Annotated in this window: 23 protein-coding genes; 7 read left to right on the forward strand and 16 right to left on the reverse strand. The window is 67.7% G+C overall.

The window, feature by feature from the left end; genetic code table 11:
* Positions 1 to 20: 20 nt before the first annotated feature.
* The gene (locus AS181_RS22205) at positions 21 to 572 is read left to right on the forward strand and encodes a hypothetical protein (protein WP_139114259.1); all 552 of its coding nucleotides are present in this window, start codon (positions 21 to 23) and stop codon (positions 570 to 572) included.
* 1 nt (position 573) lies between these two features.
* On the opposite strand, the gene smpB is transcribed toward AS181_RS22205, so the two are convergent.
* The 7 genes from smpB to AS181_RS22240 form a co-directional block, all read right to left on the reverse strand.
* Positions 574 to 1,050 (reverse strand): SsrA-binding protein SmpB, encoded by a 477-nt coding sequence (gene smpB / locus AS181_RS22210; RefSeq protein ID WP_058253665.1) that lies wholly within the window; start codon positions 1,048 to 1,050, stop codon positions 574 to 576.
* 90 nt (positions 1,051 to 1,140) lie between these two features.
* Positions 1,141 to 2,049, reverse strand: a complete 909-nt coding sequence (ftsX, locus tag AS181_RS22215) for a permease-like cell division protein FtsX (RefSeq protein ID WP_058253666.1) — start codon at positions 2,047 to 2,049, stop codon at positions 1,141 to 1,143.
* A gap of 54 nt (positions 2,050 to 2,103) precedes the next feature.
* Entirely contained in the window at positions 2,104 to 2,790 is a 687-nt protein-coding gene (gene ftsE / locus AS181_RS22220; protein WP_058253667.1) for a cell division ATP-binding protein FtsE, read from the reverse strand.
* 91 nt (positions 2,791 to 2,881) lie between these two features.
* Positions 2,882 to 3,484 carry a hypothetical protein gene (locus AS181_RS24760; protein ID WP_078113715.1) on the reverse strand — a complete coding sequence of 201 codons (603 nt, stop codon included), beginning with the start codon at positions 3,482 to 3,484 and terminating at the stop codon, positions 2,882 to 2,884.
* Entirely contained in the window at positions 3,484 to 4,437 is a 954-nt protein-coding gene (locus AS181_RS22230; protein WP_058253685.1) for a mechanosensitive ion channel family protein, read from the reverse strand. The genes AS181_RS24760 and AS181_RS22230 overlap by 1 nt, the downstream gene beginning before the upstream one ends.
* Entirely contained in the window at positions 4,437 to 5,552 is a 1,116-nt protein-coding gene (gene prfB, locus AS181_RS22235) for a peptide chain release factor 2 (RefSeq protein ID WP_058253669.1), read from the reverse strand. The genes AS181_RS22230 and prfB overlap by 1 nt, the downstream gene beginning before the upstream one ends.
* A 46-nt stretch (positions 5,553 to 5,598) precedes the next feature.
* Complete coding sequence (locus AS181_RS22240) at positions 5,599 to 5,991, reverse strand: hypothetical protein (RefSeq protein WP_058253670.1); 393 nt, start codon at positions 5,989 to 5,991, stop codon at positions 5,599 to 5,601.
* 19 nt (positions 5,992 to 6,010) lie between these two features.
* Here AS181_RS22240 and hisN point away from each other — a divergent pair, with 19 nt between their 5' ends.
* Entirely contained in the window at positions 6,011 to 6,823 is an 813-nt protein-coding gene (hisN, locus tag AS181_RS22245) for a histidinol-phosphatase (RefSeq protein WP_058253671.1), read from the forward strand.
* A gap of 151 nt (positions 6,824 to 6,974) precedes the next feature.
* On the opposite strand, the gene AS181_RS22250 is transcribed toward hisN, so the two are convergent.
* On the reverse strand, positions 6,975 to 7,634 hold the full coding sequence (locus AS181_RS22250) for an MBL fold metallo-hydrolase (protein ID WP_058253672.1): 660 nt from the start codon (positions 7,632 to 7,634) through the stop codon (positions 6,975 to 6,977).
* A gap of 17 nt (positions 7,635 to 7,651) precedes the next feature.
* The gene (locus tag AS181_RS22255) at positions 7,652 to 8,110 is read right to left on the reverse strand and encodes a DUF2752 domain-containing protein (RefSeq protein ID WP_058253673.1); all 459 of its coding nucleotides are present in this window, start codon (positions 8,108 to 8,110) and stop codon (positions 7,652 to 7,654) included.
* Between the two features lie 179 nt (positions 8,111 to 8,289).
* Between AS181_RS22255 and AS181_RS22260 the strand changes: the two genes are divergently transcribed.
* Positions 8,290 to 9,660 (forward strand): acyl-CoA dehydrogenase family protein, encoded by a 1,371-nt coding sequence (locus AS181_RS22260; protein WP_058253686.1) that lies wholly within the window; start codon positions 8,290 to 8,292, stop codon positions 9,658 to 9,660.
* 33 nt (positions 9,661 to 9,693) lie between these two features.
* A complete protein-coding gene (locus tag AS181_RS22265) occupies positions 9,694 to 10,917 on the forward strand; it encodes an acyl-CoA dehydrogenase family protein (protein ID WP_058253674.1) in 1,224 nt (407 codons plus the stop codon).
* Positions 10,918 to 10,990: 73 nt separating this feature from the next.
* Here the strand turns inward: AS181_RS22265 and crcB are convergent, their stop codons facing one another.
* From crcB to AS181_RS22295, 6 genes are all read right to left on the reverse strand, one after another.
* Positions 10,991 to 11,359 (reverse strand): fluoride efflux transporter CrcB, encoded by a 369-nt coding sequence (crcB, locus tag AS181_RS22270; protein ID WP_175404384.1) that lies wholly within the window; start codon positions 11,357 to 11,359, stop codon positions 10,991 to 10,993.
* Complete coding sequence (locus AS181_RS22275; protein WP_058253675.1) at positions 11,356 to 11,820, reverse strand: fluoride efflux transporter FluC; 465 nt, start codon at positions 11,818 to 11,820, stop codon at positions 11,356 to 11,358. The genes crcB and AS181_RS22275 overlap by 4 nt, the downstream gene beginning before the upstream one ends.
* A gap of 14 nt (positions 11,821 to 11,834) precedes the next feature.
* Positions 11,835 to 12,317: a DUF6790 family protein gene (locus AS181_RS22280; RefSeq protein WP_058253676.1), complete on the reverse strand. Its 483-nt coding sequence runs from the start codon at positions 12,315 to 12,317 to the stop codon at positions 11,835 to 11,837.
* 4 nt (positions 12,318 to 12,321) lie between these two features.
* Entirely contained in the window at positions 12,322 to 14,202 is a 1,881-nt protein-coding gene (locus tag AS181_RS22285) for a propionyl-CoA synthetase (RefSeq protein WP_058253688.1), read from the reverse strand.
* 119 nt (positions 14,203 to 14,321) lie between these two features.
* Positions 14,322 to 14,921 carry an MSMEG_1061 family FMN-dependent PPOX-type flavoprotein gene (locus AS181_RS22290; protein ID WP_058253689.1) on the reverse strand — a complete coding sequence of 200 codons (600 nt, stop codon included), beginning with the start codon at positions 14,919 to 14,921 and terminating at the stop codon, positions 14,322 to 14,324.
* 26 nt (positions 14,922 to 14,947) lie between these two features.
* Positions 14,948 to 15,589 carry a universal stress protein gene (locus AS181_RS22295; RefSeq protein WP_058253677.1) on the reverse strand — a complete coding sequence of 214 codons (642 nt, stop codon included), beginning with the start codon at positions 15,587 to 15,589 and terminating at the stop codon, positions 14,948 to 14,950.
* Between the two features lie 160 nt (positions 15,590 to 15,749).
* Here AS181_RS22295 and AS181_RS22300 point away from each other — a divergent pair, with 160 nt between their 5' ends.
* Together AS181_RS22300 and AS181_RS22305 are read left to right on the forward strand one after the other, a co-directional pair.
* On the forward strand, positions 15,750 to 16,922 hold the full coding sequence (locus AS181_RS22300) for a sensor histidine kinase (RefSeq protein ID WP_231742661.1): 1,173 nt from the start codon (positions 15,750 to 15,752) through the stop codon (positions 16,920 to 16,922).
* Positions 16,919 to 17,605 carry a response regulator gene (locus tag AS181_RS22305; RefSeq protein WP_058253679.1) on the forward strand — a complete coding sequence of 229 codons (687 nt, stop codon included), beginning with the start codon at positions 16,919 to 16,921 and terminating at the stop codon, positions 17,603 to 17,605. Before AS181_RS22300 ends, AS181_RS22305 begins: the two co-directional genes overlap by 4 nt.
* Before the next feature lie 11 nt (positions 17,606 to 17,616).
* On the opposite strand, the gene AS181_RS22310 is transcribed toward AS181_RS22305, so the two are convergent.
* Positions 17,617 to 18,873 (reverse strand): helix-turn-helix domain-containing protein, encoded by a 1,257-nt coding sequence (locus tag AS181_RS22310; protein WP_058253680.1) that lies wholly within the window; start codon positions 18,871 to 18,873, stop codon positions 17,617 to 17,619.
* A gap of 155 nt (positions 18,874 to 19,028) precedes the next feature.
* Between AS181_RS22310 and AS181_RS22315 the strand changes: the two genes are divergently transcribed.
* On the forward strand, positions 19,029 to 20,894 hold the full coding sequence (locus tag AS181_RS22315) for a flavin-containing monooxygenase (RefSeq protein ID WP_058253681.1): 1,866 nt from the start codon (positions 19,029 to 19,031) through the stop codon (positions 20,892 to 20,894).
* The last annotated feature ends 131 nt before the right edge of the window (positions 20,895 to 21,025 follow it).

The raw sequence follows: 21,025 nt of genomic DNA on the forward strand, positions 1-21,025 counted from the left end.
CCGACGAGAGCGAGACCGACATGACGCCCCCGACCCCTGGCGGACACGACCCCGACAGCACCTCCCCGGCCCCGCCGGCACCCACGACATCTGACGACGCCGCGACCACGCCGATCAGCCCGGCGCCGACCCCGGGAGCGAACTCCCATGAGTCCATCGGCGCGGGCGACTCACCCGATTCACGCGGCCCGGTCGGCGAACCGCGCCCGGTAACCCCGAAGACCGCGCCGGCCCGGTCGGCCCTGATCGCCGGTGCAGCCGGGCTGGCCATCGTCGCGGGCGCACTCGGCTTCGGCGCCGGCTACATCACCGGGGACAACACGACGCCCGAGCGGCCGTCGCCGGCCGCCGTCTGGCAGCAGGGCGGCAACGGGCCCGGAATGGGTGGCGGTCCCCAGATGGGTGGACCACAGATGGGTGGACCGCAGATGGGTGGGCCCGGGATGGGCGGCCTGCCGGGCCGACAGAACCAGGACGGTGAGAGCGGCTCCGAGTCCGACGACCAGAACGGACCGAACACGTCGCCGGGAACGCCGACTGAGCAACAGGGTCAGGCCGACACCGGCGCGTGAGTCAGCCCATGCCCTTCACGCGGCGGCCGACCTCACGTTCGACCTCACGCTGGGCGGTCCGCTTGGCGATGTCCTGGCGCTTGTCGTGCGCCTGCTTGCCGCGGGCCAGCGCGAGCTCGACCTTCACCTTGCCGTCGTTGAAGTACATCGACAGCGGCACCAGCGTGAGGTTGCCGTCGCGGATCTTGCCGACGAGGTTGTCGATCTCGCGTCGGTGCATCAGCAGTTTGCGCTTGCGGCGGACCGAGTGGTTGGTCCAGGAGCCGTTGCCGTACTCGGCGATGTGCAGGGCATGAAGCCACACCTCGCCGTCGTCGATCGTCGCGAACGCGTCGACCAGCGAGGCCTTGCCCGCCCGCAGGCTTTTCACCTCGGTGCCGACCAGGACGACGCCGGCCTCGTAGACGTCGAGGATGGCGTAGTTGTGCCGCGCCTTGCGGTTGGACGCGATCACATTGCGTCCTTTTTCCTTCGGCATGCACTCACCTCCTCGTAGTGTGGTCGATCGCCCTGTTGGTGACCGACCGGTTGCTGATCGCCGACAATCCGAACCGCCCCGACGGACCGATCATTCCCGGACATAGACACGAAGCGTGACATACGCGGTCGCACCCGCCAACACAATTCCGCCGAGCACCAGCCACGGTGCGACGAACAGTACGTCGGTCAGCTCGATCCGGGCGAAGAAGCTGACCCCGTACAGCTCGCGTAACGCGTTGTCGAAGAAGAACTTCTTGGCCAGCAGCAGACCGCCGATGGCCAGCATCGAGCCGACGAAGGCCGACACCACCGCCTCGAGCAGGAACGGCAACTGGGTGTACCAGCGGGTCGCGCCGACGAGGCGCATGATCGACACCTCGGTCCGTCTGGTGAACGCCGCGACCTGAACCGTGTTGATGATCAACAGGATGGCGGCGATCGCCAGGACCGAAGCGATGGCGAAGGTCGCGTTGCGGACGCCGTCGAGGACACTGAAGATCCGCTGCACGAGCTTGCGGTCGTCCTTGAAGGCGTCCACCCCCAGGTCTTTCCGCGTCGCGTACTTGGTGAGCACCGCATCGAACTGGCCGGGATCGGACACCCGCACACGCAGCGAGGCCGGCAACGTGCCCTCGACGATGTTCTCGGCGAGATCGGGGTTGTTCGCGAAGATCTCCTTCGCGCGTTTGAAGGCCTCGTCCTTGTCGAGGTAGGTCACCGAGGTGACGCCGGGTTCGTTCTCGAGCCCGCGGCGAAGTTGGGCGCACGGGTCGGACTCGCACTGCGGATCACGCTCGGTCACCTCGGGATTGAGATAGAACTCCATCTCCACCCGGTCGAGGAAGATCTGCTGACTCTTGTCCGCCATCTGGATCACCAGGAGCCCACCGCCGAACATTCCCAGCGTGATCGCGGTGGTGATGATCATCGCGATGGTCATGGTCGCGTTGCGGCGGAGTCCGTGGAGAACCTCGCTGATGATGAAATTCGCTCGCATGTCTGCTCAGACAGTCCTTGGGTCTCGGGGAAGTGTGTCGGGTCGGGCTGCGCGTCAGCCGATTCCGTACACGCCCTGCGGGTCGTTGCGGACGAGTTGGCCGCTGTCGAACTCGAGAACCCGTCGTCGCATCGCGTCGACGATGTGGCGGTCGTGGGTGGCCATCACCACCGTGGTGCCGCGGCGGTTGACCCGGTCGAGGACGTCGACGATCTCCTCGCTGGTCTCGGGATCGAGGTTGCCGGTGGGCTCGTCGGCCAGGAGCACCAGCGGACGGTTCACGATGGCGCGGGCGATGGCCACGCGCTGCATCTCGCCGCCGGACAACTCGTTCGGCATGCGATCGTGCTTGCCTTCCAGGCCGACGTACTCGAGCACCTCCGGCACCACCCGCTGGATGGTGGAGCGAGGCCGACCGATCACCTCGAGCGCGAACGCGACGTTCTCGGCCACCGTCTTCTTCTGGAGCAGACGGAAGTCCTGGAACACACACCCGATCGACTGCCGCAGCTTCGGCACGCTGCGCGCCTTCAGTCTGTTGACGTGGAACTCCCCGAGGTACACCTCGCCGCTCGTCGGGCGGTCCTCCTTGAGGAGCAGACGGAAGAACGTCGACTTACCTGATCCCGACGGACCGATCAGGAACGCGAACTCCCCCTTGTCGACCTCGAAGCTCAGATCTCGCAGAGCGGGTCGACTGGACGCCTTGTACTGCATCGTGACGTTCTCCAGCTTGATCACGATGTGCCAGTGTAACGACGACTCCTGAGAGTGCGTTCAGGCACGACGCCCCAGCTCAGCCACCCGCCTGACCAGCGAATTCCCCGCCGGTTCAGCGTGTCGGGACCGTGGTGGTCGGCGTCTGTCCGCCGAAATTCGGGAGCGGGATGTTGGGCAGACCCGGGATGGTCTCGCGGCTCGTACCGGGCGCGGGCGCCGGGGCCCCGTCCGTCGACGAGCCGTCCGTACCCTCGACGCCACTGGTCGAGTCGGTCGTCGACGGTTCCGTCGAGGTGGTGGTCGTGGATGACGACGTCGACGGTGGCGGCTCGTACGTCGGTTCGACCGTCTGCGATGTCGTCGGCGCGGGCCGTGCCGGTGAGTACACCACACCGTAGCGCTGCGAGGTGTATCCGTACAGCACGCAACAGGCGAGGAAGACCGTAACCAAGATCGCGGTGCTGGTCCGCATCCGGGTGCGGGCGATGTGCCGCCAGTCGTGCCCTCGCTTGCCGTCGGACTCGTCCGGCGACTGCTGCGGCGGTGGGGCCTCGGGGGGGATGCCCTGCGTCGGGATGATCTGTGTCGGGGCGTCGTCGGCGGGGATGTCTCTACCAGGCCCACCCTCGCCGGGCTGCTCGTCGTGGGGCAGGCTCTCGTCAGGCCTGTCCCCAGCCGGCTCGTTCCGGCGCGGGGAATTCGGTGTCTCAGCCATCAGTCTCCCCCGTCCCGATTGCCCTGATCGGCGTGTGTCGCCGGCGGCCCACCCGCGGACCGGACCTCGCGGGCGGGCACATTGATACCTTCACGCGCCAGCGCTCGGATGATGTGGACACGCAGCGCGCGCCCGACCTCGAACTGCTTGCCCGGAAGCGTACGAGTGACCATGCGCACCGTGATGGCGTCGAGCTCGAGGCTGATGACACCGAGGGACGACGGTGCGTCGAGAAGCAGGTCGTGCCACCGGGGCAGGGCGTAGAACTCCCGGCCCACCCGGTCGAGCGTGTCGTTGACGAGCCCGATGTCGGCTTCGGACGGGACCGGGACGTCGACGACCGCGCGCGCCCAGTCCTTCGAAAGGTTGGTGGCCTTGACGATCTGGCCGTTGGGGACGGTGATGACCTCGCCCTCGGCGGTGCGCAGTTTGGTCACCCGCAGCGTCACGTCCTCGACTGTGCCCTCGGCAGGCGCGTTGCCCGTCACCGTCAGGTTGACGACGTCGCCGTAGCCGTACTGCTTCTCCGCAACGACGAAGAAGCCGGCGAGGATGTCCTGCACGATGCGCTGCGCACCGAAGCCGAGGGCGGCACCGATCACCGCGGTGGGGCCGGTCAACCCGCTCAACGGGATTCCGAACACCGACAGCGTGTGGATGATCACGATGATCGCGATCACCACGATCAGCGTCCACGCCACCACGTCGACCAGAGCGCGACGGTGTTTGGCGTCCTCGGTCTGGACGATGAGGTCGCTGGTGGAGAACCGCGAGTCCACACGGGAGGCGTACTTGTCGGCGCCCCACCGGATCAATCGGGCGAGCAGCACCGCGCCCAGGATCCAGATGAGGATCTCCAAGCCGTTGGTGGCCATCCACACATATACCCGACCGATCAAGACCTCGGTCGGGCTCGGCGGCGCGGCGAGCAGCAGGACTCCGGGATCGCGCATCACGCTTCGGCGGTCGCCATCCGCCAGCGGATCCCGGCCTCGATGAACTTGTCCAGCTCCCCGTCGAGCACCGACGTCGGATTGTTGTCCTCGACGCCGGTCCGCAGGTCCTTCACCATCTGATACGGGTGCAGCACGTAGGAGCGCATCTGGTTGCCCCAGCTCGAACCGCCGTCACCCTTCAGTGCGTCGAGTTCGGCGCGCTCCTCCTGGCGCTTGCGGTCGAGCAGCTTGGCCTGCAGCACGCGCATCGCTGACGCCTTGTTCTGCAGCTGGCTCTTCTCGTTCTGACAGGTCACGACGATGCCGGTGGGGATGTGGGTCAGCCGGACCGCGGAGTCGGTCGTGTTGACCGACTGCCCGCCGGGGCCCGACGAGCGGTACACGTCCACCTTGATGTCGTTCTCGTCGACGTCGATGTGGTCGGTGGTCTCCACCACGGGCAGCACCTCGACCTCGGCGAACGATGTCTGACGGCGGCTCTGGTTGTCGAACGGGCTGATACGCACGAGCCGGTGGGTGCCCTGCTCGACCGACAGCGTGCCGTACATGTACGGGGCCTTCACCGCGAACGTCGCGCTCTTGAGGCCCGCTTCTTCGGCGTAGGAGGTGTCGTAGACCTCGACGCCATAGCCCTTCTGCTCGGCCCACCGGATGTACATGCGCATCAGCATCTGCGCCCAGTCCGCCGCGTCGACGCCGCCCGCGCCGGAACGGATGTTCACGACGGCGTCGCGCGAGTCGTACTCGCCGGCGAGCATCGTCTTGACCTCCATCGCCTCGATGTCGGTCCGCAGGCTCTCACGTTCGGCATCGGCGTCGGCCAGCGCAGCCGTCTTGTCGTCACCCTCTTCGGCCTCGGCGAGTTCGTAGAGAACGGGGAGATCCTCGAGGCGCTGGCGCAACTCGGAGACCCTGCGGAACTCCGACTGCGCGTGCGAGAGCTCGCTGGTCACCTTCTGGGCGTGGTCCTGGTCGTTCCAGAGGTCCGGGTCCGACGCCTGCATCTCGAGCTCGTCGATGCGACGACGCAGCTCCTCGAGATCGAGCACCTTCTCCACGGTGGTCAAGGTGGCGTCGAGGGAGTCGAGGTCTGCGGTCACGTCGGGATGCACGGTTATCCAGAGTACCGACAGTCGGGCGCGTCAGCGCCCGGCGGATCTACAGAGGGCCGGGACCGGCTTCGGGCATCACCCCGAACCGCCACGACGTCGCGGCCTTCTGCGGTTTGTAGAGGACCGGCAGATCGTCGCCGACCTGGGGCCAGGGGTCGCCCGCGCCCAGCACGAGCGTCCCGTACACCTCGGTCGGACTGGTCTCGGGACCGACGATCGTCCCGGAGATGGTGCAGAACCGGTTTCCGTCCTTGTCGGCCGCGCTCTTGGTCGGCTCGTCGTCGCGGTCGGAGACCCCGACGACCGTGAACGTGCCCTGTACGAACTGGGAGGCCTTGGCCGCCGACATCGGCTGCGGATTGCGGCCGCGCTGCCACTGCACCACCAGCACCACCACGAGAGCCGCGATCAACAGGGTGAACGTCACGGTCAGCACCATGACAGCTACCCTACCGGGCATGTCCGTCCCTCCCGGTCCGACGACGTTCAGCGACGACCTCGAGCTCGCACTCTCCCTCGCCGACTCCGCCGACGCACTCACCATGGACCGCTTCGGCGCCGTGGACCTGAAGGTGGACGACAAGCCGGACCTCACACCGGTGTCCGATGCCGACCTGGCGTGCGAAACCCTGATCCGCGAACGCCTTTCGGCCCGTCGCCCCGCCGACACCGTGCTCGGCGAGGAGTTCGGCGGCGACGCCGTGCTCTCCGGGCGGCAGTGGGTCGTCGATCCCATCGACGGGACCAAGAACTTCGTCCGCGGCGTCCCGGTATGGGCCACGCTGATCGCGCTCCTCATCGACGGCGTGCCCACGGTCGGGGTTGTCTCGGCACCGGCACTTCGCCGACGCTGGTGGGCGGCAACAGGTCTCGGTGCGCACGTGCGTTTCGACGACGAGGATGTCCGACGCCTGTCGGTGTCGGGAGTGGCCGACCTCGGGTCGGCCAGCCTCGCGTTCTCGAGCCTGTCCGGCTGGGCCGATCGCGGCATCCGCGAGAAATTCATCGACCTCACCGACCGGGTGTGGCGCGTGCGCGGCTACGGCGACTTCTTCAACTACTGCCTCGTCGCCGAGGGTGCGGTCGACGTGACCGCCGAACCCGAGGTCTCGCTGTGGGACCTGGCGCCGCTCGACATCCTGGTCCGCGAGGCGGGCGGACGCTTCACCGCCCTCGACGGCACGCCCGGACCCGCCGGCGGCAGTGCGATCGCCAGCAACGGACTGCTGCACGACGAGGTGCTGGGGGCGCTGCGCGTCGACCCTTCGTGACGCTCGCGAGCTCGCTCCTCAGGGACCGGAGGGAGCACGCTCGCAAGCTCGCTCCTCAGGGACCGGAGGGAGCCCGCTCGCAGGCCCCCCTCGCTGGTTGAGCCGGTGAGGAGCGCAGCGACGAACCGAGTCGAAGCCACCTCCCGGCCCCTCACACCTGCGCGGCGCTCTCCTTTTCCAGCACCGTGAACTCGGTCGCGTCGTCCTTCATGTCCGCGAGTCGCCCGTAGTGGATGCCGCTGCCGGCGTCGGACAGGACCGCCTGATGGATGGGGACGGCGACGCGCGGCGCCATCGCCCGGAGGTAGTCGACCGATTCGCTGAGTTTCATCCACGGCGCGGCCGACGGCAGCGCGAGAACATCGACATGCTCGAACGGAATGTAAAACGAGTCCCCCGGATGCATGAATTGGCCCGGCTGGTCGGCGGTCCCGAGGACATAGGCGACGTTGTCGATGACCGGGATCTCGGGATGGATGACGGCATGCCGGCCGCCGGTGAAACGCGCGGTGAGCGAACCGATCTCGATCTGGTCGCCGCTGCGGGCGGCCGTCCACGCGCCGGCCACGTCGTCGTCGTTGAGCTGCTTGGTCGTCTGGGGATCGGCGTAGAGGATCGCGTCGGGGTTCGCGGCGACGAGCTCGGGCAGCTTCGCGACGTCGCAGTGGTCAGGGTGCTGGTGGGTGATCAGGATCGCGTCGAGATCGTCGATGCCGTCGAACCCGTGCGAGAAATTCCCCGGATCGAAGAGCACCTTGGTCCCGTCGATCTCGACGAGCAGACAGGAATGGCCGAAGTGGGTGATCTGCATGACTCCACTGTGCCCGTTCACACGACGACCGGGAAGAACCCCCACCCGAACGCGGCGTCGAGGATTCGCACGAAACCGTAGGTCAGCCACACCCCCAGCAGGACGGCACCGACGGGTCCGAGCACGCGGTCGCGCCAGCCGGCGAGCGGTGCCCCGCGACGGCGCACCAGGGTGACCGTCGCCGCGACGACGGTCACCGCGGTCAGCACCAGGAACACCGGCCCGAAGGCATTGAAGGTGAACGCGGAACCGACGTCGCCGTGCATGAACGCAACCCAGCTCCGGGTGAGTCCGCAGCCGGGACACGGAAGGCCGGTCATCACCGCGAACGGACACAGCGGCGGTCCGCTCTCCACACCACTCGGACTGAACACACACGCGGCGCCGAGCGCGGCGGCACCGACCACCGCGACGGTCGTCGCGCCCACCACCTGGGTGCCCGATAAGCCCTGTTCGCGGCGGTGATCGAGGGTCATGCGGCCAGCGTAGCGGGTGTGCGGAAAGGCGGTGTCGGACAAGTGCGTGACAAACTTCTTACTCCGAAGTAAGGTATGGACTTACTACCGAGTAAGATAGGTCGCATCGACCCTCCACCCACACGTGGATCCACGCACAGACCCCCACCGGGGCGACTGGAAAGAAACGGCTGGTGATCATGACAACCCACACCGAACCGCGCGACACCTCCGCAGTCGGCCGAAACCCGCACCCGCGCAACTTCATCGGCACCGCGATGCGCGTACTGACCACGGTGACGGGCTCCGAGTTCGCCGAGAAGTACAAGATCCGCGAACCGATCAACCGCATCGCCTACCAGGGCACCAAGACCGGTTTCCAGACCCTCGGGGCGGCGAACCGCGCGTTCAAGGCCGCTCAGGGCGGCGGCTCCGGCCAGGCCAAGCGTCTCACCAGCACGCCCAAGGACTACTTCAACCTCACCCCCGACGACGAACAGCAGATGATCGCCGAGACGGTGAAGGAGTTCGCCACCGAGCTCCTGCGTCCGGCGGCACACGATGCCGACGCCGCCGCGGCGGCCCCCGAAGACCTGGTCAAGCGGTCTGCCGAGCTCGGCATCACCATGATCAACGTCCCCGAGGAGTTCGAGGGCGCCGCCTCCGAGCGCGGGGTCGTGACCAACGCGCTCGTCGCCGAGGCGATGGCCTACGGCGACATGGGCCTGGCGCTTCCGCTCCTCGCGCCGAGTGGCGTGGCCACCACCCTGACCAACTTCGGCACCGACGAGCAGCAGCGCACCTACCTGCCCGACTTCGCCGGGGAAAACGTGCCCCAGTCCGCGGTCGTCATCGCCGAGCCGCGTCCGCTGTTCGACGCCTTCTCGCTGAGCACCAAGGCAACTCGCGTGCCGAGCGGGTTCCGCCTCAACGGTGTCAAGTCCTTCGTCCCGGCCGCCGGCTCGTCGGAACTGTTCATCGTCGGCGCCCAGCTCGACGGCAAGCCGGCCCTCTTCATCGTCGAATCCGACAGCAAGGGCCTGATCGTCGAGGCCGATCCGGGCATGGGCGTGCGCGCCGCGGGCATGGGTCGTCTGTTGCTGCAGGACGTCGCCGTACCGGCGACCGCCATCATCGGCGGCGAGGCCGACGCCGCGACGTCGGCGTACCGCGACGTCGTTCGCCTGTCCCGGCTGGGCTGGTCGGCGCTGGCCGCGGGCACCGCGCGCGCCGTCCTCGACTACGTCATCCCCTATGTGAACGAGCGCGAGGCGTTCGGCGAGCCGATCTCCAACCGTCAGGCGGTGGCCTTCATGGTCGCCACGATGGCGACCGAGGTCGACTCGATCCGCCTCGTCACGCTGCGCGGTGCCGCGCGCGCCGAGCAGGGTCTGTCCTTCGCCCGCGAAGCCGCACTGGCGCGCAAGCTGACCATCGACAAGGGGCTGCAGATCGGCCTCGACGGCGTCCAGCTACTCGGCGGCCACGGCTTCACCAAGGAACACCCCGTCGAGCGGTGGTACCGCGATCTCCGCGGTGCCGGCATCGGCGAAGGCATCGTCGTCCTCTGACCGCGTTTTGCGAACGTAGCGAAAGAACCTCTCATGAGCATCAATCTCGAACTCCCGAAGAAGCTGCGCGTCACCGTCGACCAGGCCCATCAGGCGGCCGCGGAGATCTTCCGGCCCATCTCGCGCAAGTACGACCTGCGCGAGCACGACTACCCCGTCGAGCTCGACACCCTCGCCAGCCTGTACGACGGTCTGTCCGAGACCGGACAGGCCGGTGCGGGCGCCGACGGCGGACGTAGCCAACAGAAGAAAGACAAGCCCAAGCCCGAGGGCGCCGTGGTCAACGGCGGCAACATGCAGTCCGTCGTCAACGTGATGGAGACGTCCTGGGGCGATGTCGGCCTCATGCTCTCGATTCCCTATCAGGGACTGGGGAACTCGGCGATCGCCGCTGTCGCGACCGACGAGCAGCTCGAGCGCTTCGGCAAGGTGTGGGCAGCCATGGCCATCACCGAGCCCGGGTTCGGCTCCGACTCGGCCGCCGTCTCGACCACCGCCACCCTCGACGGCGACGAGTACGTCATCAACGGCGAGAAGATCTACGTGACAGCGGGATCGCGCGCCACCCACATCGTCGTCTGGGCGACCGTCGACAAGAGTGCCGGCCGCGCCGCCATCAAGAGCTTCGTGGTGCCGCGTACCCATCCGGGTGTCACCGTCGAACGCCTCGAGCACAAGCTGGGTATCAAGGTCTCCGACACGGCGGCGATCCGCTTCGAGAACTGCCGGATTCCGAAGGAGAACCTGCTCGGCTCACCCGAGGTCGACACCAAGAAGGGTTTCGGCGGGGTCATGCAGACCTTCGACAACACCCGTCCGCTGGTGGCCGGCATGGCCGTCGGCGTGACCCGTGCCGCGCTCGAGGAACTGCGCGCGATCCTCGACGAGGCCGGCATCGAGGTCGACTACGATCGGCCTGCCGCCGACCAGCACGCCGCCGCTGCCGAATTCCTGCGCATGGAGGCTGATTTCGAGGCCGCGTACCTGCACACCATGCGGGCCGCCTGGATGGCCGACAACAAGCAGCCGAACTCGACCGAGGCGTCGATGTCCAAGGCGAAGGCAGGCCGCACCGCCACCGACGTCACCAACAAGGTCGTCGAACTCACCGGCACCCTCGGCTACTCGGAGCGGTTGCTGGTGGAGAAGTGGGCGCGCGACTCCAAGATCCTCGACATCTTCGAGGGGACGCAGCAGATCCAGAATCTGATCATCGCCCGGCGTGTGCTGAACAAGAGCAGCGCCGAACTCAAGTGATCATCTGACACAACGCCTCTCGGCCCCGCGACGGAGCTTCCGTCGCGGGGCCGAGTCGTTCGTGGGCCGGCGATCAGACGAGCCACACGACCCACACGGCGGCCGCGCACGCGAACACCGACGCGACGAGCGTTCCGACGGCGTACGCGGCGGACCGCCACCTGTCCTCCTGCTGCCCCAGCCGCACCGTCTCGAACGCAGCCGTGCTGAAAGTCGTGTAGCCACCGCAGAATCCGGTCCCGAGGACCAGCTGCCAGTCGTGCGGCGCCCCGTGGAAGACGACGAGACCGGCGAGCACACCCAGCAGTGCCGACCCGCTGACGTTGATCGCGAAGGTGCCCCAGGGCGTCGTCGACGGCCATCGGTGTCGAATAGCTCCGTCGACGACGAACCGGGTGACGGCACCGAGCGCTCCCGCCACCATCACGGCGAACGCGATCACGATCGTTCCCTCCGCCCGGCGATCGTCGATGCGACTGCGATCCCGCAACCCGCCGCGAGAACCCCCAGCACCACGCTCAGCACCGCATACATGGTTGCGGTCACGACCGCCGAAGCCCGTGTCAGTTCGGTGATCTCCAGCGCGAAGGTGCTGTAGGTGGTCAGCGCCCCACAGATGCCGGTGCCGCCGAAGAGACGGATGCGCTGGCGCCATCCGCCGTCGGGTCCCGAACGCATCAGCAACTCGAGCAACGCTCCCAGCACGAACGCGCCGGCGACGTTCACCCCGAAAGTGGCCCAGGGCCACTGCCCTTCGACGGCCGGGAACGAGTTCTCGGCCCACAGCCGGAGCCCGGTGCCGAGAATCCCGCCGGCGAACACCCAGGCGACGGCCTGCAGGCGCAGATGCACAGGGCGTTCGTCCGGATCGACCGGGAGTTCGCGGTGCTCGTCTCGGTGCACGCGCCAAGTCTCCGCTACGTGACCGACACGTACAACACGATCAGGTAGATCGGTACCAGCACGTCGAAGAAGAAGATGGGACCGGCGTTGCCCGCCTTGAAGTTCCGCCGGGTCACCATCTCCCGTACGTGCCCGACCGCGGCGCCCAGGTAGAACACCGAGAACGCGATGATGGTGGCGAGGGTGAACTCGTCACCGAAACCCGATGCGATCACGCCCAAGACACCCGTCGCCAGGCTGGCGAGCCCGACCTCCCATTGCCACGGCGTCTTCGGGGGCCACCCGATCGACTCGGCGATCGGCTCGCCGAAGAACATGTGTCCGCACCCGGTCATCCATCCCTGGACACCGATCATCCACAGCACTGAGTTCTCGAGCAGATCCCGGCCCAGGTCACCACCCGGGGTCGACGCGTCGACGATCGTGGTGATGATCGTGCCGACCAGCCCGACGAACGGCACCAGCCGGATCGCGGTGCGAAGCACACCATCGAGCATCGACTCAGCCCTCGAGTTGTGCGGCCAGCGCGGTCAGGACATCGGGGTCCTCGATGGTGGAGGGCACGGTGTACTCCTCGTGGTCGGCGATTTGCCGCATGGTCTTCCGGAGGATCTTGCCCGACCGCGTCTTCGGCAGCGCCGGCACCACCGTCACGTCGCGGAACGTCGCGACGGCCCCGATCTCGCCGCGCACCATGGCCACGAGTTCGGTGCGCAGTGTCTCGGCGTCGATGTCGACGCCGGACTTGAGCACCACGTATCCGCTGGGACGCTGGCCCTTCAGTTCGTCGTGGATCCCGATGACCGCGCACTCGGCCACCGCCGGGTGCGACGCCACCACTGCCTCGATACTGCCCGTCGAGAGCCGGTGTCCGGCAACGTTGATCACGTCGTCGGACCGGCCGAGAACGAACACGTAACCGTCGGCATCGACGTAACCGGAGTCGCCGGTCAGGTAGAAGCCGTCGAACGCCGACAGATACGACTTGCGGTACCGCTCCTCGTCGCGCCACAACCCGGCGAGGGTTCCGGGCGGCAGCGGCAGACCGATGACGATGTTGCCCTCCTCGTCCGGGCCCAGCGAATTGCCCTCGGCGTCGACGACCCCCACGCGGTAGCCGGGAACGGGGACCGTCGGCGAGCCCGCCTTGATCGGCATCGGTTCCAGGCCACGGAGATTCGCCGCAATCGCCCAACCGGTCTCGGTCTGCCACCAGTGGTCCACGACCGGGACACCGAGCACCTCCGATGCCCACGTGAACGTGTCCGGGTCGAGTCGCTCGCCCGCTGCGAACAACGTCTCGAGCGAGGACACGTCGTACTTGCTCAGTTCGGTGGCGTCCGGGTCCGCCTTGCGGATGGCGCGGATCGCGGTGGGTGCGGTGAACAACGCCTTCACCCCGTGTTCGCCGATGACACGCCAGAACGCGCCCGCGTCCGGGGTACCGACCGGCTTGCCCTCGTACATCACCGACGTCGCTCCGACGAGGAGGGGCCCGTACACGATGTAGGAGTGTCCGACGACCCACCCGACATCCGAGGCGGTCCACCACACGTCGCCGGCGGCGATGTCGTAGATGTTCGCCATCGACCATGTCAGGGCCACCGCATGCCCGCCGTTGTCGCGGACGACGCCCTTGGGCTTCCCGGTGGTCCCCGAGGTGTAGAGGATGTACAGCGGATCGGTAGCCTTGACCGCGACCGGCTCGACCGGATCGGCACCGGCGAGCACGTCGTCCCAGTCGAGCCAACCCTCGTGATCCGCTGCGACACCGCCGATCTCGGGACGGTCCTTGACGATGACGACGCGCGGGGGCGTCGCCGACAACTCGATGGCCTTGGCCACCATCGGCAGATACTCGACGACCCGGCCCGGTTCCAGACCGCCCGAGGCGGTGAGGACGGCGACGGGCTCGGCGTCGTCGATACGGGTCGCGAGCTCACGGGCGGCGAAACCGCCGAAGACCACCGAGTGCACCGCGCCGATCCGCGCGCACGCCAGCATCGCGACGGCCGCCTCGGGAATCATCGGCATGTAGATCACCACGCGATCTCCGTAACCGATCCCCTGCCCGGTGAGGACACCGGCGAATCGCGAGACCTCGTCGAGCAGTTCGGCGTAGGAGTACCGACGGACCTCGCCCACCATCGCCGAGTCCCAGATCAGCGCGGTCCGGTCGCCGTGCCCCGCCGACACGTGGCGATCGAGGGTGTTGGCACAGGTGTTCAGGGTCGCGTCCGGGAACCAGCGGTAGAGCGGGGCGGCAGAGTCGTCGAGCGCGGAGGTGGGTGGGGTGATCCATTCGACGCCGGTGGCGGCGTCGAGCCAGAAAGCCTCCCGATCGTCGGCTGCCCGTGTGAACGCTTCAATGTACCGGCCCATGGCCATCCCTTCGCCGTCGTCGGTGAGGGCACCGGTGTCGTCGGTGCCGCATCGCCCTTCGAGGGTATCGGGGTGACCGGGGACACCGTGTTCGATCCCGCGCCCGCACCGCCGGCGGGTCAGTAGAGGTACGGACGGAAGCTGTCCTCGGTGAACCGTTCGTTGCCCGCTTCGGGCATCACGCGCCGGGTGATCTCCGCGACCGAGGGCAGCGCGTCGGGTCGCCATGAGTCCGGCTTCCACAGATCGGACCGGAGAAACGCCTTGGGACAGTGGTAGAACACCTCGTCGACGGTGATCTCCACCGCGAGGATCGGCCGCTTACCGCTGACCGTGAGGTCGTCGAAGTAGTCGGCGTCCTCGACGATGCGGGCGCGGCCGTTGATCCGCAGCGTGTCCCCGCGACCGGGTACGACGAAGATGGTGCCCGCATTGGGGTTCCGGAGTATGTTCACGTAGCCGTCGACACGACGGTTGCCCGGCCGCTCGGGTATCGCGATGTGCCGGTCGTCGATGACGTGGACGACCTTGCCGGCCGGGTCGCCCTTGGGCGACACGTCGATCCGTCCGAGTTCGTCGGCCGTCGCCAGGAACACCATCGGCGACTCCGCGAGCCATTCCCGGTCGACGGCGGCGAGTGAGTTCCGCGCCTTGTCGCGGATGATCTCCATCGGATGGCCGACGATCTCCCGCAGCCTCGACTCGTCGGTGATGTGCATCTGCACATCGTGTCACGCGGCCGTTGCTACGCGGGTCGCGGTGCGGGCGCCGGCCAGGGGAAGGTCCAGGTGGTGTCGCGGACATCATCGACCCGCGCAGCCCGACGGCGCAGATGGACCGACCCGTCGGTGACGATCAGGGTGACGTCGGCGTCGAGTCGTCCGGCGAGACGTCGGGCGGTCCAGCCCGGACGTGTCCCACCGGTACCGATGACGACGGCGCCGGCCTCCACCCGTCGGGCTGCCCGGTGCAGGACCGTCGTCGGGTCGCCGACCTCGCTCATGGTCGACACCGTCCGTGCACCATGCCACCTCGCGAGTTCGGCGGCGGTCCGCAGGGTCTCGTCGACTCCCGCCTGACCGGAGAGCAGATAGGCCTCGTCCTTGAGGGCGTCGTGGAGCGTGGTGCTCGCTTCTTTCCGACGACGCCGCGTGGCGCAGATCAGGATCAGGTCGCCGGAATCGCCGAGCAGTCGAACGGCGACCTTCACCGCACGCAGTGAGGCGTCACTCCCGTCGACTCCGACGACGACCGGACGGCCGAACCCCGCGTGGCTCTTCACCGGTACGCCGCGCGCGTCGATCGGCCCGGCCAGGGCGGGATCTGTCGGCACTCGTCGGGTCCCGAGGCGCTCCCAGCGCCGGGGTCGTGTCCGCAGCGTGCTCATGATGTCCTCCTCGGTCGGCGATATCGGCTGCTCACAACGCTATGGAGACCATCGTCCCGAGTCGCCATCCCGCGGGTTGACCGGTTCTCCACCCCAGGGTGGACAGCCGAATCCACCGTGAGGCGGACGTTCGGCAGTTCTGCGGAACTATCCTGGAACGGTGACGGGCTTCACAGCGGAGATGGGCGCGGGGCTGCGCCGGCGGATCGAACGGGCGGGCGGCGACTACCCGCCGCTGTACCCCGCGGTGATCCTGTCGTCGAGCGTCGTGGTCACCCTGGTGTCGACGGCACAACGTTTCCCGTTCGATCAGATCGGGTGGGTGATCGCGGCGCTGGTCCTCGCCGTGCTCTCGCTGGTGCTCGACCTGACCCTGCCGCCGACCTCGTACCCGTGCTCTGCCGTGATCACCAGTACGGTCTGCTTCCTCATGGTCCCGACGCCCACCGACGCCGCCCCCCTCCAACTCGTCCTGGTGGCGGCGATCGCCGCCGCGATGTATCCCCTTCCCGCCGGACTGATCGTGACGGCGGCCTGCCTCGCCGTCATCGTGTGGTTCGGCGCCGTCGGCGGTCTCGAGTCACCGGCCATCTACGCGCTCGGCGTCGCGTGCGGTTGGCTGATCGGCTACATGATGCTGATCCAGAAGCGTCTGGCCGACAATCGGGCCCGGGTGCTCGCCGAGCGTGCCGACCGCGCCGCGAGTGACGAACGACAGCGGATCGCCCGCGAGATCCACGATGTCATCGCGCATTCCCTGTCGATCACCATGCTCAACGTCACCGGCGCCCGTCGCGTGCTCGAACAGGATCGTGACATCGAGGAGGCACTGGAGGCACTCTCCGACGCCGAACGCCAAGGCCGACAGGCAATGACCGAGATCCGCACCATCGTCCACGTACTGGGGACGACCGAGCCGACGGGAACGACGGCCCCGTCACCGGGCGCCGGAGACCTCGTCCGGCTCGTCGAGGACTACCGCAAGGCCGGCGTCGACATCGACTTCAGCCTCGTCGGCGACCTCACCGAGCTGCCACGTCCGGTCGGTGCGGCGCTGTATCGGATCACCCAGGAGTCCCTGGCCAACGTCGTCAAACACTCGGTGGCCAAGCAGGCCTCGGTCTCGGTGTCGGTGGCCGATGCAGTGGCTCTCACGGTCGAGAACCCGGCGACCGAGGATCGGCCTCGAGAATGCGACGGCACCGGTATCGAGGGAATGACCCAGCGCGCGGCACTGCTCGGCGGCACGCTCCGGACAGCGCATCGCGCAGGCACCTGGTCGGTCCACGCGACGCTGCCGTCGCGACCGCTCACCGCGGGGGTGCCCGCATGACGACGACCGCACCCACCGATCCCGCGGCCGACCCGATCCGGGTTCTCCTCGTCGACGACCAGGAGCTCATCCGTACGGGCCTGCGTCGCATCCTGCGCCTGCGCGACGGCTTCGACATCGTGGGTGAATGCGCGGACGGTTCCGGAGTCCTCGCGGGGATCGCCGAGCACCGGCCCGACATCGTCCTGATGGATCTGCGGATGCGCGACGTCGACGGCATCACCGCCACCACGATGGTCCGCACCCTGCGGGAGCCGCCGCCGGTGCTGATCCTGACCACCTTCGACGACGACGCCCTGTTGTCCCGCGCGCTGCGCGCCGGAGCTGCCGGATTCATCCTCAAGGATTCGCCGGCCGAGGCGCTCATCTGGGCGGTCCGCGCGGTGGTTCGCGACGGCGCTTTCCTCGACCCGGCGGTGACCGAACGCGTTCTCCACGGCTTCCGACGGTCGGGGCGTGAGCAGGTGAGCACCGTGCCCGGGCTCACCGACCGCGAGACCGATGTCCTCCGCCTGATCGCCCGCGGCCGCACCAACGCGGAAATCGGTGCGGCCCTCGGCATCTCGCAGGTGACCGTGAAGAGCCACATCAATCACATCTTCACGAAGCTCGACCTCCGCGACCGGGCGGCGGCGATCGTGTACGCCTTCGACCGTGGGCTCGTGGTCGCCGAGTACGACTGAGCCCGTGTAGATCAGTCGTGCACGGTGGCCTCGGGGGCGAGCACCTCGACGTCGACCCCGTCGACGAACCGGTACGGGCCCGCCACGAGCAGACCACCGAAGTGCTTGCGCAGACGGGACATCTCGGCCCGCACGGTGACCGTCCGGTCGTCGACGCCGAACAGGTGCATCGACATCTGGGCCGCGGTGACGCCGCCGGGCCGTCGCGCCAGGAGGGTGAGGATCTCGCCGTGCCGGGGCGAACAGCGATGGGTCCAGGCACCGCTCGCGCCTTCGACAGTGACCTCGACGTTTCGGACACCCGACGCGTCCGGCGGTACCCGCACGATCACCCGTGTGGTGGATACGTCCGAGGTCTCCGCGACGCGCACCAACCATCCGCCGGGCAACGCCTCGACGTCGCACTCCCCCAGCGCATTCACGAAGATCCGGCCGGGGCCGAGCCGCGGTGGCAGGATCAGTCGCGATCGCGGAGACACGGTGTCGACGGCGGCGACCCACCCGTCGGTGTCGACCGCCAACGCTGGGCCGGGCATGCGGGCGAGGATCGGCGCGGCCACCGCCCGCAACGAATCGAGTCGTCGGTGATGGCTCTCGCGTAGTTGCGATTCGGCCAGCCGGGCGACCGCATGCACCAGCGCCAAGGTGGTCGGATGGATGGTGGCGGCCGGACCACTCACATCGACCACCCCCAACATCTCACCGGTCCGCGGGTCCTTGATCGGTGCACCGGTACAGGTCCACGAATGATGACTGCGCACGAAGTGCTCGGCCGAGAACACCTGCACCGAACGACCTGACATCAGTGCCGTACCGATCGCGTTGGTCCCCACCGAGCCCTCGGCCCAGTCGGCACCCTCGACGAACCCGAGGGTGTCCGCGCGCGTGAGCACCCTCGACGATCCGCTCCGCCATAGCACGTGCCCATCGGCATCCGAGACGACCAGGATGTTGTCGCCATCGGCGATCAGCGAGTCGAGGCCACGTGCCAGCTCGTCCACGACCTCCGCCAGGCCGGAGCGTCGGCGGCGTTCCTCGAGCTCCTCGAGCTGAAGCGTCCGTTCCCCGGCACAGTCCACGTCCGGGTCGAGACCGGCACGCCGGAGTCGCTGCCACGAGTCGTCGATGACGCTCCGCGGACGCGCCGGCATGCGCCCGCCCGACATCGCCGCGTCGTGAACCGCGCTGAGAACGGACGCGAACTCGCGCGGATCGTCGCCGGCGTGCACCGCGGGCTCCAGCTCGGAGGCCGACTCGTAAGCGTTCATCTCTTCGATTGTGCGTCACGTCACAGACAACGACAACGTACCCCGGCCCTCGCAACCCCCTGCAACCCTTGCCGCCACCCGGCGCCAGGGCGTCTGCTGTCCACAACCCGCTGTGTTCCACATCACGTTCGCGGGGCACATCTCGAGGAGGCATCATGACTCAGACATTGGAACCGCTGGTCCATCTCGACCGCACCCCGCAGGAGCGGATGGACGCCTGGCTGCGTGAGTTCGAATCCGCACTCGCCGCACATGACATCGCCCGCGCGACGAACGCGTTTCTGACCGACAGCTACTGGCGCGACCTGACCGCATTCACCTGGAACATCAAGACGGTGGAGGGCCACGAGCAGATCGCCGACATGCTGACCGCGCGTCTCGCCGACACCCGGCCATCGAACTTCACCACCACCGAACCGGCTACCGACGACGGGGACGGTGTCGTCTCGGCGTTCATCGCGTTCGAGACCGCCGTCGGGCGGTGTGAGGGACACCTGCGCATCCGTCGCGACGACGACGGCACCGACGGTGGCGGGCGCGACGCCGGGGAGGACAAGGCCTGGACGCTGCTGACGACGATGCAGGAACTGAAGGGACACGAGGAGTCGGCCGGCCCGAATCGACCGCTCGGGGCGGTGCACGGTTCAGATCCCGACACCCGTTCCTGGGCGGAGAAGAAGGCCGACGAGGAATTGTCGCTCGGACGGTCGGCGCAACCGTACGTGCTCGTGATCGGCGGCGGGCAGGGCGGTATCGCGCTCGGCGCACGACTCCGCCAGCTCGGCGTGCCGTCGGTCGTCGTCGATCGCCATGACCGTCCCGGGGACCAGTGGCGCAAACGCTACAAGTCGCTGTGCCTGCACGACCCGGTTTGGTACGACCATCTCCCCTACCTGCCGTTCCCCGACAACTGGCCGGTCTTCGCACCCAAGGACAAGATCGGCGACTGGCTCGAGTTCTACACCAAGGTCATGGAGGTTCCGTACTGGAGTAAGACGACGTGTCTGTCCGCCGAGTACGACGAGGCCGAGTCACGGTGGACGGTTGAGGTCGACCGGGACGGTGAGCGCCTCACGCTCCATCCGACGCAGCTGGTCCTCGCGACCGGGATGTCCGGCAAACCTGCCGTCCCTTCGGTCCCCGGGCAGGATGTGTTCGCCGGCGAGCAACACCACTCGAGCGCACATCCCGGACCGGACGGCTACCTCGGCAAGAAGGTCGTCGTCATCGGCTCCAACAACTCCGCGCACGACATCTGCAAGGCGCTGGTGGACAACGGCGTCGACGCCACGATGGTGCAGCGCTCCTCGACCCACATCGTGAAATCCGACTCGCTGCGGTCGATCGCCCTCGGTTCCCTGTACAGCGAGGAGGCGGTCGCCTCCGGGATGACGACCAAGAAGGCCGATCTCACCTTCGCCTCGTTGCCCTACCGGATCATGCACCAGTTCCAGGTACCCGTGTATGACCAGATCCGCGAACAGGACAAGGAATTCTACGAACGACTCGAGGCGGCCGGCTTCGAGCTCGACTTCGGCGACGACGACTCCGGACTCTTCATGAAGTACCTACGCCGCGGGTCCGGCTACTACATCGACGTGGGCGCGAGCGAACTCATCGCCGACGGAACGATCAAGCTGGTCCACGGTCAATTGGACCACCTCACCGAGAATTCGGTGGTGCTCGCCGACGGGACCGAGATCGACGCCGACGTGGTCGTCTACGCCACGGGGTACGGATCGATGAACGGCTGGGCCGCCGACCTCATGGGACAGGAGGTCGCCGACCGTGTCGGAAAGGTGTGGGGACTCGGTTCCGAAACGACCAAGGACCCGGGCCCCTGGGAGGGCGAACAGCGGAACATGTGGAAGCCCACCCAGCAACCGGGCCTGTGGTTCCACGGCGGAAATCTGCACCAGTCGCGCCACTATTCGCTGTATCTCGCCCTACAGCTGAAGGCGCGATATGAAGGAATCCCCACGCCCGTATACGGCTTGGCGGACGTCCACCACCTGAGCTGATCACCAATGAGAAAGGCCCCGCAACCACGAGGGTTGCGGGGCCTTTCTGAAATTGTGTTCGGCGGTGTCCTACTCTCCCACACTGATTAGGGTGCAGTACCATTGGCGCTGGAGGGCTTAGCTTCCGGGTT

The sequence above is a fragment of the Gordonia sp. SGD-V-85 genome (assembly GCF_001456905.1).
Classification (GTDB): Bacteria; Actinomycetota; Actinomycetes; order Mycobacteriales; family Mycobacteriaceae; genus Gordonia; species Gordonia hongkongensis.